Raw genomic sequence first — 12,244 nt, forward strand, 5'->3', positions numbered from 1 at the left:
TCGACCTCACATCACCGCCGACGCTGCATTAGCCGCCGCGCGGCACATCCGGCTCGAAAAACACCCACCGCACCTGCGGAAACGCCGCCTGCAAATCGGCTTCGATCACATTGATCGCATCCACCATCGCGCGGCCGCTCGCATAGTCGATCATTTCCGCCTGCACCGCGACCACCACGTGGCGCCCCCACTGCAGCGTGATCATATTGATGATCCCGCGAATCTCCGGCCGCGCGGCCAGATGCACTTCGATAGCACCGCGCACTTCCGGACTCGCCGATTCGCCGACGATCATCGACTTCACTTCACGCGCAACCAGCCACGCAATCACCATCAGCAGAAAACCCACGCCGATCGAACCGAGCGCGTCGAACACCGGATTGCCGGTGATCATCGTCAGCAGCACCGCGACGAATGCAATCGCAAGACCGAACAGCGCGGCGATATCTTCGCCGGCCACCACCAGCAGTTCCGATTCACGCGTCTCGCGAAACCAGCGCCACAGATTTTTATCCGGATTCGTCTTGCGAATTTCCTTGAGCGCGCCCCACAGCGACAGCGCTTCGAGCACCACCGACACACCGAGCACCGCCAGCGCGACGAACGCGTATTGCAGCGGCTGGCGGGCAATCAGCCGATGCACGCCTTCATAGACGGAAAACGCGCCGCCGACAAAGAACAGCAGCAACGCCACCAGCAGCGAATAAAAATTGATTTCGCGACCGCTGCCCATCGGATGCAACGGGCTGACCGGCTTGCGGGACTCGCGCAAACCGAATAGCAGCAGCAGTTGATTACCGCAATCGGCGGTCGAGTGAATCGCTTCCGCGAGCATCGAGCCGGAACCGGTGAACGCGGCTGCGGCGTACTTGCAAATGGCAATGCCGAGATTGGCGGCGAGGGCGTAGAAAATGGCTTTCGGCGATTCTTCTTTCATCTTCGGGAGAGCGTCCGTGAGAGTACCAGGGTCTCTTGCCGACCGGCGCAGCAGCCGCTAAAGGAATCGGCAAGAGTCCGCATTATGGACGACAACGACGGGTATGGCCGCCAACCGGCACGTCCATGCCCGCCGCGGCGCGCGCCGCTACGCCCTCTCGAGCGCCGCCATCTCCCGCACGACCACCAGCAGCACCGACAGACTCGCGCCGCCGGTCGCGCGCAGATCGGTCAACAGCCGCGTATAGCGTTCGAGCTGCGCGGCGCGTTTGTCGCGCCACGCGTGCACCAGCGTCTCCGGGGTCGACGCATCGTCCGCGCCGGCCAGCGCGCTGGTGGTCAACGCGCGCTTGAGCCGCGCAAGTTCGGCCAGCGCCGAGGCGCGCGCGAGCATGTCCCAGTGAGTCGGCGCGGGCAACGACGCGGCGCGCTCGCTGATCCAGCTGTAGTTCAGCAGCGTGCCCAGTTCGAAATACACACCGGCGACCTGTTCGAGATTGCGCCCGCACGTCGATGCGACTTCCGCGATATCGAGCAACGCCGCCGACACCTCGCCGCTCGCGATCCGCACCGCGAGATCGCTATCGACCCCCGCATCGACGAAACCGCGCTGCCGCTCCGACAGCGCTTCGAGATCGGCGTGCGGCAACAGCGCCGGCCATTGCGGCGCGAGCCGTTGCGCGGCATCGCGGCAGCGCGCGAGCAGACCGGTTACGTCGTCGCCGGCCGCGCCCGATTGCAGATGGCGCAGGAACCACAGCGCCGAACGTTCGACCAGCCGCGCGACTTCGACGAACATCCGAGCCTGCACGTCGTCCGGCACGCGGTTGTCGAGCGCGTCGATATTGCGCCAGATCTGGTCGAGATCGAACACGTCGCGCGCCATGATGCACGCGCGCACGATGTCGCCGGGCTGCGCGTCGGTCTCCTCCATCAAGCGGTGCACGAACTCGCAGCCGACCCGGTTCACCAGCGCGTTGGTCAGATGCGTCGCGAGGATTTCGCGGCGCAACGGGTGCCGTTGCATCGGCTCGCGGAAACGCTGCCGCAACGGCTTCGGACAGTACTCGATCAACATATCGCTGACGAGCGGGTCTTCCGGCATCGACGATTCGAGCAGCGCGTCGTACAGCCACATCTTGCTGTACGCGAGTAGCACCGCGCGCTCCGGTGTCGTGAGCCCCTGTTTCGCAGCCGCGCGCTCGGCGATTTCCTCGTCGGTCGGCAAAAACTCGATCACGCGATTCAGGCGCCCGGCCCGCTCCAGGTAGCGCATCAGCCGCGTCTCGGCGTCGAGCAGTTCGACCCCATAGCGGCCCGCAATCGACAGCGCCTGAGTCTGATAGTAGTTGTCGGTCAGCACCAGCAGCCCGACTTCATCGGTCATCTCGGCCAGCAGCGCATTGCGCTGCTTCTCGGTCATCTCGCCATCGGAAACCACCAGCCCGAGCAGAATCTTGATGTTGACTTCGTGATCCGAACAATCGACGCCGGCCGAATTGTCGATCGCATCGGTATTGATGCGGCCGCCGCGCTGCGCGAACTCGATCCGCCCGAGTTGCGTGAGGCCGAGATTGCCGCCCTCGGCGACCACTTTGCAGCGCAGCTCGGCGCCGTTCACGCGGATCGCGTCGTTCGCGCGATCGCCGACCTGCAGATGCGTTTCGCGGCTCGCCTTCACATAGGTGCCGATCCCGCCGTTATAGAGCAGATCGACCGGCGCCTGCAAAATCGCGCGCATCAGTTCGGCCGGCGAGAGCGCCGCCGCGTTGATCCCGAGCGTCATCTGCACCGCGGTGGACAGCGGAATCGTCTTCGCGCTGCGCGGAAACACGCCGCCGCCCGCCGAGATCAGCGACGGATCGTAGTCGGCCCAGCTCGAGCGGTCGAGCATGAACAGTCGCGCGCGCTCGGCCATGCTGGCAGCCGGATCGGGACTCGGATCGAGAAAGATATGTCGATGGTCGAACGCGGCGAGCAGCTTGATATGCGGCGACAGCAGCATGCCGTTGCCGAACACGTCGCCCGACATATCGCCGACGCCGACCACCGTGAAGTCCATGCTCTGCGTATCGACGCCCATTTCGCGGAAGTGCCGCTTGACCGACTCCCACGCGCCGCGCGCGGTGATGCCCATCTTCTTGTGGTCGTAGCCGACCGAGCCGCCCGACGCGAACGCGTCGTCGAGCCAGAAGCCGTATTCCTGCGAGATCGCGTTCGCGTAATCGGAGAAGGTCGCGGTGCCTTTGTCGGCGGCGACCACCAGATACGGATCGTCGGGGTCGTGCCGCACCACGTCGGGCGGCGGCACGACGTCGGTGCCCGCGAGGTTGTCGGTTACATCGAGCAGGCCGCGCAGGAAGGTCTGATAACACGCGACACCTTCACGCAGCCACGCATCGCGCTCGCTTGGCGGCGGCGGATTCTTGACGACGAAGCCGCCCTTCGAGCCGACCGGCACGATCACGACGTTCTTCACCATCTGCGCCTTCATCAGCCCAAGCACTTCAGTGCGGAAATCCTCGCGCCGGTCCGACCAGCGCAAGCCGCCACGCGCGACGCGCCCGCCGCGCAGATGCACCCCTTCGACACGCGGCGAATACACCCAGATCTCGAACATCGGTTTCGGCTCGGGCAGGCCCGGCACCTGGGCGGGATCGAACTTGAACGACAGATACGGCTTCGGCTGGCCGTTCGCATCGTAGCGATAGTAGTTGGTGCGCTTGGTCGCCTTGATCACGCCGAGGAACTGGCGCAGGATGCGGTCTTCGTCGAGATTGGGCACCTGGTCGAGCGCGCTGTCGATCGCCTCCAGCGCACGTTCGACCCGCGCGTCGCGCGTATCGCCGAACACCGGATCGAAGCGCGCGGTGAACAATTCGACCAGCATCCGCGCGATCGCCGGATTGCCGGTCACCGCGCGCTCGATATACGCGTCGCTGAAGGTCGAACCGACCTGGCGCAGATACTTCGCATACGCGCGCAGAATCGTCACCTCGCGCGCATTCAGTTGCGCGCGCAACACGAGGCGATTGAAGTCGTCGCTTTCGATCGCGCCGGTCCACACCTGCTCGAACGCTTCCTCGAACAGATCCTTCACGCGCTCGATGTCGAACTCGGCGTCGTCCGCGAGTTCGAGGCCGAAGTCGTGAATCCACGCGGGCAGCGCGCCCGGCGCTTCGATCAGATAGGGTCGCTCCTCATCGACGCGCACGCCCAGATGTTCGAGCATCGGCAGGCTGCGCGACAGCGCGATCGGCGACCCGGCGCGATACACCTTGAAGCGGAACGCGCGCGGTCCCGATTCGATCGGCCGGTACAGGTTCATCGCGAGGCGCTCGCTGCCCTGCACGCGTTCGATCAATTCGATATCGCGCACCGCGGTGCGGGCCGGATAGTCGTCGCGATAGCCGGCCGGGAACGAGTCGCTGTAGTGCTGCAACAGCCGGTTGCCGTGCTCTTCGCCATACGAATCGAGCAGCGCATCGGCCAGATCGTCCTGCCAGCGGCGCGCGACCTGCACGAGCCGCGCTTCGAGTTCGCGGGTATCGACGCCCGGCATCCCGCCCGCTTTCGCATGGACAACGAAATGAATCCGCGCGAGCGTCGATTCCGACAGCAGCGGCGTGAATTCGACGCTCTCGCCGTTGAACGCGTCGGCCAGCAGGTTCGCGATACGCTGGCGCAGATCGGTGTTGTACTTGTCGCGCGGCACGAATACGAGGCACGACACGAAGCGGTCGAAGCGATCGCGCCGCACGAACAGCCGGGTGCGCTGATGCTCCTGCAAGCGCAGCACGCCGAGCGCGGTGTCGTACAGCTGGTCTTCATCGGCCTGGAACAGCTCGTCGCGCGGATAGGTTTCGAGCACCGTCACCAGCGATTTCGCCAGGTGGCCCTTCGGCAGAAAAGCCGCGCGCCGCACGATGTTCGCGCATTTGCGCCGCACGATCGGAATTTCCGCCGCAGACACGAAATACGCGGTCGACGTGTACAAGCCGATAAAGCGCCGCTCGCCGCGCACCTTGCCGTCCGGGCCGGCCAGCTTGATGCCGACGTAGTCGAGATAGCCGGGCCGATGCACGGTCGCGCGCGAATTGGCCTTGGTCAGAAAAATCGGTGAGGACCCCGTGATGATTTCGGCGGCGGCCGGCGGCAACGGCGTCACTTCCGCGGCGCCGGCGGGCCGCAGCGCGTCGCGCAAAATCCCGAGCCCGGAGCCGGCGACCGCGCGCAAGCCGTAGCCGCCGTCCATTTGCACCAGCTCGTAGTCGCGATGGCCGAGGAAGGTGAAATGATCGGCGACCATCCATTCGAGGAACGCGCGCGCTTCGACGCCTTCCACACCGGTCTCGCGCGCCTTCATGTCCTGAATCGTTTCCTTCGCGCGCTCGATCACCTTCGGCCAGTCCTCGACCGCCGCGCGCACGTCGCCGAGCACGCGCGCGATGTCGTCGCGCAGCGCGTCGAGCTTCGCCGCATCGCCGCAGCGGTCCACTTCGAAATGGATGCACGAGGTCAGATGCGAGCGCGTGTCGCCCGCCTCTTCGGCGCCCTGGCTCACGCGCTCGATGCTACCGTCCGCCGCGCGCCAGATCCTGAACACCGGATGCACGACCGAATGCAGCGCGAGCCCATGCCGGTTGACCGCCATCGATACCGAATCGACGAGGAACGGCATGTCGTCGTTGACGATCTCGATCACCGTGTGATCGGAATGCCAGCCGTGCTGTTCGAGAATCGGGTTATACACGCGCAGCTTCTGCTGACCCGGCGCGAAGCGCTGCGCGGTTTGCCAGTGGGCGAGCGCGGCGCCGTACAGATCGGCGATCGAGCGGCTTTGCAGGTCGCCCGCGTCGACGAAATCGTAGTAGTGCCGCAGGAAGGGTTCGACGATCCTGAAGGTCGGCTCGGGCAAACGCCCGCGCGCGAATTCGACGACATCGTTCAGCAGGTGCGTGACGGCTTCTTCGTTCTTTGCTTGCATGATCGACTCCCCTGGCTGGCGGCAATGGTGAGTACGGCGAAATTCGCAGGCAACGTCTGAACCGGATTATGCGCCTGCGGCGGGCGCCGCGATGCGTCGCGCCGCCAGGTAATACCCGCTGGCGAGGCCACGCGAGCGGCGCACCGGCGCGTCTGCTCGGCGCCGCAACCGCTTGCCGCGTTGCAGCGCGGCAATGCCCGCCAGCCGTTGAGAACGCGGGTTTCACGGCGGCTGCGTGAAGCGCATCCCGCAGCGTGTCGCCTGCAGTATGTCGCCATGCGCGAGCCACGCGCGAACCTGCGCGGCAGTCCAGTCCGGATCGTCGTGCGGCAGGTCGTGACCGGCCCACGGATGCTCGCGATGCTCGGCGTCCCACGCGGCCGCGAGCTTCGCCGAACAGGCCGGATCGACCATCCGGTCAGAGCGCGACGACAGGATCAGCAGCGCGCACGCGGGCCGCCCAGGTGCCGCGCTGAAACGCGCGGCCGCCCACAACTGCCGCAGCGCGTTCCCTCGACTGACCGGCGCGCTGCGGCGAATCGCGGCCCACGCGTCAAGATCGGCGCTCAATGTTGCAGTGTTATTGCAGGTCAGCCGATGAATGCCGCTCTCCGCATCGAGCGCGTCGCTCCAGCGCGCGGCGACGCCGAGCAGAGCCGGCCACGCCGACGGCCGCAGCCGTTCGTGAGGAAGACTGAACGGCCGCATGCTGGTGTTGATCAGCACCAGCCGTTCGATTTCGTGCGGATGCCGCTGCGCCCACGCGGTCGCGACCATCGCGCCGAGCGACATCGCGAGCACGCTGTACGGGCCCGGCAGGCCGCTGTGCTGCGCTGCGTCGCGCACGGACGCGACCATTGCAGCGACCGAAGCCGGCGCGCGCTGTTGCGCGAATTCGCCGTTGCCGGGCAGATCGAGCAGCAACAGACGCGCAGCCTCGCCCGCACCCTCGCCCGCACATGCGCCCAACGCTTCGCGCAACGTCTGCGGCAAGCGCCCCCAGTGCCGCGTTTCGCGCGTGAGTCCGCGCAGCAAGATCCATGTGCTCATCGCGGCGGCGCCGGTCGATACCAGTGATCGAGCGCGCGTTGCAGCATCTGCTCGCGCTGATCGCCCTGCGGCAACCAACGCGGCGACGAAAACGCCGCGCGCGCAAGGAAGTCGAGCAGGTTCGCGTGGCGGCGCAGCACCCGCGCGGTGCGATGCGCCATCACCGGATTGAACATCCCCTGGCGCGAAAACAGTTGCCGCGGGTTCTTCTTGATCCACAGCCACGAACCGAGTTCGAGCGTCATCGGCAGGAAGATGTTCGGCGCCGGCGTGCGGTCGTACGCGTAGTCCCACAGATCGCCGTGCAACAGGTACTGGTGGCTTTGCGGCTCGAACGTATAGCCGTGATGCGGATGCGCGTGCTCGAACATGCTTTTCAGCACGTACATTTCGGGCAGATGCGGCATCTGCCTGCGGGTGCGCGCATACGGGAACCAGATGCTGTCGCCCCAGCCGTAGCCGGAATGGCAATCGAGCGCGAAGCTCAACGGCCGTGCCGCGAGTTGCGTCTCGACCATCTGCAAGAGCGCGGCCGCTTCCGGCTCCATCGGCGTGCCTCGGCGGCCGCGATACCACGGCAGCCATGCGCCGACGCGCTGGCCGCCGGCGAGCAGCGGCACGCGTGCGTCGGCGTTCTGCGGCGCGTTGCGCATCAGGTCGACGCCATGCGGATTGGCCCGCGTGGACGCCCACATGCCGCCCGGATTGACGATCGGGCAGCAATATATCCTTATCGAATCGAGAGTTTGCAGCAGCAGATCGTCCCACGACAGGCGCGAGATCAGCGACCGCAAGTACTCGAGCACGAGTCGCGAGCCGATCCGCTCGAGCCCGTGCACGCCGCCGAAAAAGGCCACCGCCGGCGCCCGCGGATCGGTCGATCCGACCGATGCCATGTACACCTCGAAGCGCCGTCCCCGTACCTCGACGGTCGCGAGGCTGGTCGTGTCGAACCAGCGCGCGCCCTCGTCCAGCAGAGCTTTCAGGTCCTCGTATTCGTCGAAGGTATCTGGCAGGAAGCTCAGAGCCGGCATAGGGCGTCGATCGGATCGTTGGGAAGAACGCGGCGCGCCGCGCTGTCCTCCAATATATCCGTCCCATATGACGATTGTTTATTCGCAACGTTGGCTGGGGCACAGATGCCTTGAGATGCGGATCTCTCCAACGCGGCCGGGCCGACGATCTGCAATGCGCGGGGCCGCTCGTTTAGACTGCTTGCCACGTTTCATTGCCAACCGCTCTCCATGCTCAAGAACCTCTGGTACGTCGTCGCCGCTTCGAGCGATCTGCGCGACGCGCTGCTGCCCGTGACCGTGCTCGGCCATCGCTTCGTGGCGTTTCGCGACGAAGCGGGGCGCGCCCATCTGCTATCCGATATCTGCGTGCATCGCGGCGCGTCGCTGTCCGCCGGACAACGCATGCACGGCGAAGTGCAATGCCCGTATCACGGCTGGCGTTATCGCGGCGATGGGCGGTGCGCGCACATTCCGGCGCAACCGGACGCGCGGATTCCGGCGCGCGCTCGCGTCGACAGCTACCCGGTCGTCGAACGGCACGGCTGGGTGTGGGCGCTGCTCGGCGATCTGCCCGACGGCGGACGCCCGCCGCTGCCCGAACTCGGCTGGGCCGACGATCCCGCAGTACGCGTGATCCACGGCACCTTCGAGTGGGCCGCCAACTGGGAGCGCATCGTCGAAAACGGGCTCGATTTCGCGCACGCGCCGTTCGTGCACGGCACTTCGTTCGGCGCGCCCGACCGCCCCGAAATCGACGCGTTCGACGTGACCGCCGAGGACGACTGGAGCGCCCACGCGCGGCTCACGATGCGCCGGCCGGTGCGCAAAGGTCTGCTCAAGCGCCGGGAGACCGGCGAGCACGTCGACGTCGTCACGCAGACCGGCTTTCATCTGAGCGGGCCGTGCGCAACGCTCGAACTCACGCTCGGCAACGGCTGGCGGATTTTTATCGCGTCGGCCCATGTGCCGGTCGATGCGCTGCACACGCGCACTTACTGGATGATGGGTCGCACGTTCCTTAGGAGTCCGCTGCTCGATGCGCGTTTTCGCAAGCGCAATCTGCGGATCTTCGCGGAGGATCACGCGGTGCTGCGGCGGATTCGTCCCGAGTGTGTGCCGGAGGGATGGCAGAGCGAGGTGTCGGTCAAATCGGACGCGTTGCAGATCGCGTTCCGGCAGCGGGTGCGGGCGCTGGAGAGGCGCGGCTGGCTCGCCGCCGCGGCGAATGGTGCGAATGGTGCGGACGGTGCGAACGGCAGTGGTGAAGCCCGGCGCAGCGTGAACGTAATCGCTTGTCCCGCGCGCCATGAAGTGCAAACCTGGGCGCTCGACGCGGCGCTCACACCGCGAGACGAGCGCCCCAAAACGCCACTTTTTTCCCCATAAAGCCCCTTCGCTTTAGTCGCCCATCCGTCGATTTCGGCGTTCTGCTGGAATAATCACGGGCTTGCGGCCGCCCGGCGGCCTTCCTTTGCCCTCCTCCCGCCGCCCGATTGCCTGTCGATGGAAACCTTTGTGGTTCTGCTGGTGCTGTTCTCCGCGCTGCTTCACGCGACCTGGAACGCGTTCCTGCATCTGTCCGAGGATCGCGTGTGGCTGCTCGGCATGATGGCGATGCCGTATATCGCGGTCAGCGCGCTCGGCGTTCTGATCCTGCCGCTGCCCGCGCCGGCCGCGTGGCCGTTTATCGTCGCGTCGGCGGTGCTCGAATGGGGTTATCTGCTCGCGCTGATCCGCGCGTATCGCAGCGGCGACTTCGGCCAGATCTATCCGATCGCGCGCGGCATGTCGCCGATGCTGGTATTCGTCGGCGCGCTGGTGTTCGCCGGCGAAGCGCTCAAGCCACTCGCCGCGCTCGGCGTCGCGCTGGTGTCGTGCGGAATCGTCTCGCTCGCATTCCGGCGCGGGATGCGCTTCTCCGGTGAGAGCGTGCCGTTCGCGCTGCTGACCGGCCTGTTCATCGCGACGTATTCGGTCGTCGACGGTGTCGGCGCGCGCGTTGCCGGCAATGGGCTCAGCTACATCATGTGGGTCTATCTGATCTGGAACATTCCGCAGTTCCTGCTCGCGTGGCATTGGCGCGGCGGTGCGAAGGGGCTGTTCATCGGCCGCACGCTGGTGCTCAAGGGCGTCGCGTCCGGCGTGCTCGCGCTCGGCGCGTATTGCCTGATCATCGAGGCGTATCGCTATCTGCCGATCGCGATGGTCTCCGCGCTGCGCGAGTTGAGTTCGATCTTCGCGGTGCTGATCGGTGTGATCTTCATGCGCGAGAAGCTGACCGCGCGGCGCATCGTGGCGTGCGCGCTGGTGACGCTGGGGGCGGTGTTGATCCGGATTTGAATTTGGGCGACGCCGCTCGATCCTTTGCCAGCGTTCAACAACAGTTCGGAATGCAGTGTAAGTGCGGCCGGCGACGCGTTGCTATTCAAAATCCGTGGGGGCAATGGAAGTTTGCGTAGTCGCGAAAAACGCTGCTGGAGAAGGGACAAACCTGGATGCGCGAATGGCCTGCGTCACGTTGGAGTGACAGCAGGCCATTCGTGTTCAAGCTGAATCAACAGCACGCGTGATCTTCGGATCAGTGGCTGCTCGCGAGCCTCGCGCGCATTAACGCACGTACTTCACCACCGGCACCGAATAGGAAGTCGGAGCGGTATCCGGGCGGCTGCCCGACTGCGACGAGCCAACGGCGGGCGCGCCATAGCCGCTGGTCCGTGCCGCGTCGTTCCCGGCAGCGACACGCGCTTCGGCGGCCTGAAGGTTGGCCGGATAGTTGTGCGTGTCGGCCGACGACGGCCGGTAGCCGGCGTGTTCGAACTGAATCAGTTCGGCGCGCACCTGCGCGCGGGTCAGCGGCTCACTGGTCTGATTCGATTGAGCGAACGTCGCGAGCGGCGTGGCAATGAGAGCGGCGATGACGACAGCTTCGATCAGCGACTTCATGATTTCCTACCTCCAGAATTTGCTCGATGCGGATACCGTGGAAGCTCCGTACGAACTGATACTTCCGCGGCGATGGAAGGAGTGTAGGAGCCGGGCTATTCACGGTAAATGCGTGCGCGAAGAATTCACTGTTGCGCTGGTCGGGACAATGGTGGCGGGTGCGGGCGGATGGGGTTTCGGCGCGGTGAGTGACGGGTCAGATGCACAGACATTAGCACCGGTACTTTCAGTGCGTTTTCGTCCGTATCCTGTGGGTCGGGGTCACCAAAGGACAGTTGGACGTCCACGGGAAAACGACTCGTCGATAGACTCGATGCACGATAGCGATAGCAATGCACCAAAACCTCTGGCGGAAATACTCCCATGTCGTTGCCCGGCCGAGGGCGTGTGGAAACGCAATTTTCGCGGCTGAGGGCGAGGTTGACGGTCGGCCCAAGCAAGTTAGATGCGTCGAGCTTGCGCTATTCGAGCATCGCGAGCGCAAGAAGCCCCTCAGGGCCTCAGCTTCCAGCCGTCCTTATTGCCTTCATTGTCCTCGCAACCCCAAGTATATTCATGACTCGCTTGAGGTTGTAGGCCAGTACCTGAAGGCTCATTTCGGTGCTCACCCGTCCGAGCGTCCGGGTCAGGAAGTGTGTGGCACCCATCCAATGCTTGAGCGTGCCGAAGACGTGTTCAACGGTGCTTCGTCGGATGGTCATCGCGTCAGGCTTCCGGTCGAGACGACGCTGCATGACTTCGAGTACATGTTCGTGTTCCCATCGTCGGATACGGCGATAGTCGCTGGGCGAACATCGCTCCTTGAGATGGCAACGCGGGCATGCGCTGGGCCAGTACACGTTCAGATTCATGCCATTCTCAACGGTCTTGAATCGAAGAATTGCGCGCTCGCCGGCGGGGCATCGATATTCATCGTTCCTGGCAACGTAGATGAAGTCGCGTTTGGTAAAGAGCCCTTTCTTCCTCGACGCTGACGTGAGTGGCTTCGGGACATACGTGGCGATCCCGGCCAGTTCACACACGCGGATGTCCGGACCACTGAAGTAGCCGCGGTCAGCCAGCACCTTCAGCTTTAGCTTGCCCATCGCGTTCTTCGCCGATAAAGCCATCCTGCTGAGTTGGCCGTTGTCGCCTCCAATATTCGTCACCTCGTGTTCGACAATCAGATGATGCTTCGTATCCACGGCAGTCTGGACGTTGTATCCGACGGTGCCGGTTCTCTTGCCACCGCTGGTCATGGAGCGGGAATCCGGGTCGGTAAGCGACAACTGTTTGTCCGGTTCTTTCTTCAGTTGCTCCCTGATCTGCTCGA

At 64.9% G+C, this 12,244-nt stretch carries 8 protein-coding genes; 2 read left to right on the forward strand and 6 right to left on the reverse strand.

Going from position 1 to position 12,244, the window contains the following annotated elements; translation table 11 throughout:
• Positions 1-28 precede the first annotated feature (28 nt).
• The 4 genes from LJ656_RS26160 to LJ656_RS26175 all read right to left on the reverse strand — a co-directional run bounded on the left by LJ656_RS26160 (position 29) and on the right by LJ656_RS26175 (position 8,007).
• The gene (locus LJ656_RS26160) at positions 29-937 is read right to left on the reverse strand and encodes a cation diffusion facilitator family transporter (RefSeq protein ID WP_230512420.1); all 909 of its coding nucleotides are present in this window, start codon (positions 935-937) and stop codon (positions 29-31) included.
• Positions 938-1,084: 147 nt separating this feature from the next.
• A complete protein-coding gene (locus LJ656_RS26165; protein WP_230512421.1) occupies positions 1,085-5,923 on the reverse strand; it encodes an NAD-glutamate dehydrogenase in 4,839 nt (1,612 codons plus the stop codon).
• Between the two features lie 222 nt (positions 5,924-6,145).
• Complete coding sequence (locus LJ656_RS26170; RefSeq protein ID WP_230512422.1) at positions 6,146-6,973, reverse strand: alpha/beta fold hydrolase; 828 nt, start codon at positions 6,971-6,973, stop codon at positions 6,146-6,148.
• Complete coding sequence (locus LJ656_RS26175; protein WP_230512423.1) at positions 6,970-8,007, reverse strand: M14 family zinc carboxypeptidase; 1,038 nt, start codon at positions 8,005-8,007, stop codon at positions 6,970-6,972. Before LJ656_RS26175 ends, LJ656_RS26170 begins: the two co-directional genes overlap by 4 nt.
• 210 nt (positions 8,008-8,217) lie before the next feature.
• Here LJ656_RS26175 and LJ656_RS26180 point away from each other — a divergent pair, with 210 nt between their 5' ends.
• Both LJ656_RS26180 and LJ656_RS26185 read left to right on the forward strand, forming a co-directional pair.
• The gene (locus LJ656_RS26180; protein ID WP_230512424.1) at positions 8,218-9,375 is read left to right on the forward strand and encodes an aromatic ring-hydroxylating dioxygenase subunit alpha; all 1,158 of its coding nucleotides are present in this window, start codon (positions 8,218-8,220) and stop codon (positions 9,373-9,375) included.
• Positions 9,376-9,492: 117 nt separating this feature from the next.
• The gene (locus tag LJ656_RS26185) at positions 9,493-10,329 is read left to right on the forward strand and encodes an EamA family transporter (protein WP_230512425.1); all 837 of its coding nucleotides are present in this window, start codon (positions 9,493-9,495) and stop codon (positions 10,327-10,329) included.
• Positions 10,330-10,596: 267 nt separating this feature from the next.
• Here LJ656_RS26185 and LJ656_RS26190 read toward each other — a convergent pair whose 3' ends face one another.
• Both LJ656_RS26190 and LJ656_RS26195 read right to left on the reverse strand, forming a co-directional pair.
• Positions 10,597-10,932, reverse strand: coding sequence for a DUF4148 domain-containing protein (locus tag LJ656_RS26190; RefSeq protein ID WP_230512426.1), 336 nt, complete (start codon positions 10,930-10,932; stop codon positions 10,597-10,599).
• 500 nt (positions 10,933-11,432) lie between these two features.
• The coding region (locus LJ656_RS26195) for a transposase (RefSeq protein ID WP_230512427.1) at positions 11,433-12,244 on the reverse strand (812 nt) is incomplete at its 5' end.

It is taken from the genome of Paraburkholderia sejongensis (assembly GCF_020880815.1).
Lineage (GTDB): Bacteria > Pseudomonadota > Gammaproteobacteria > Burkholderiales > Burkholderiaceae > Paraburkholderia > Paraburkholderia sejongensis.

Bases quoted from the DNA above. Each gene is read 5' to 3' on its own strand.
- LJ656_RS26160 (WP_230512420.1), bottom strand. From the start codon at position 937: ATGAAAGAAGAATCGCCGAAAGCCATTTTCTACGCCCTCGCCGCCAAT.
- LJ656_RS26165 (WP_230512421.1), bottom strand. From the start codon at position 5,923: ATGCAAGCAAAGAACGAAGAAGCCGTCACGCACCTGCTGAACGATGTC.
- LJ656_RS26170 (WP_230512422.1), bottom strand. From the start codon at position 6,973: ATGAGCACATGGATCTTGCTGCGCGGACTCACGCGCGAAACGCGGCAC.
- LJ656_RS26175 (WP_230512423.1), bottom strand. From the start codon at position 8,007: ATGCCGGCTCTGAGCTTCCTGCCAGATACCTTCGACGAATACGAGGAC.
- LJ656_RS26180 (WP_230512424.1), top strand. From the start codon at position 8,218: ATGCTCAAGAACCTCTGGTACGTCGTCGCCGCTTCGAGCGATCTGCGC.
- LJ656_RS26185 (WP_230512425.1), top strand. From the start codon at position 9,493: ATGGAAACCTTTGTGGTTCTGCTGGTGCTGTTCTCCGCGCTGCTTCAC.
- LJ656_RS26190 (WP_230512426.1), bottom strand. From the start codon at position 10,932: ATGAAGTCGCTGATCGAAGCTGTCGTCATCGCCGCTCTCATTGCCACG.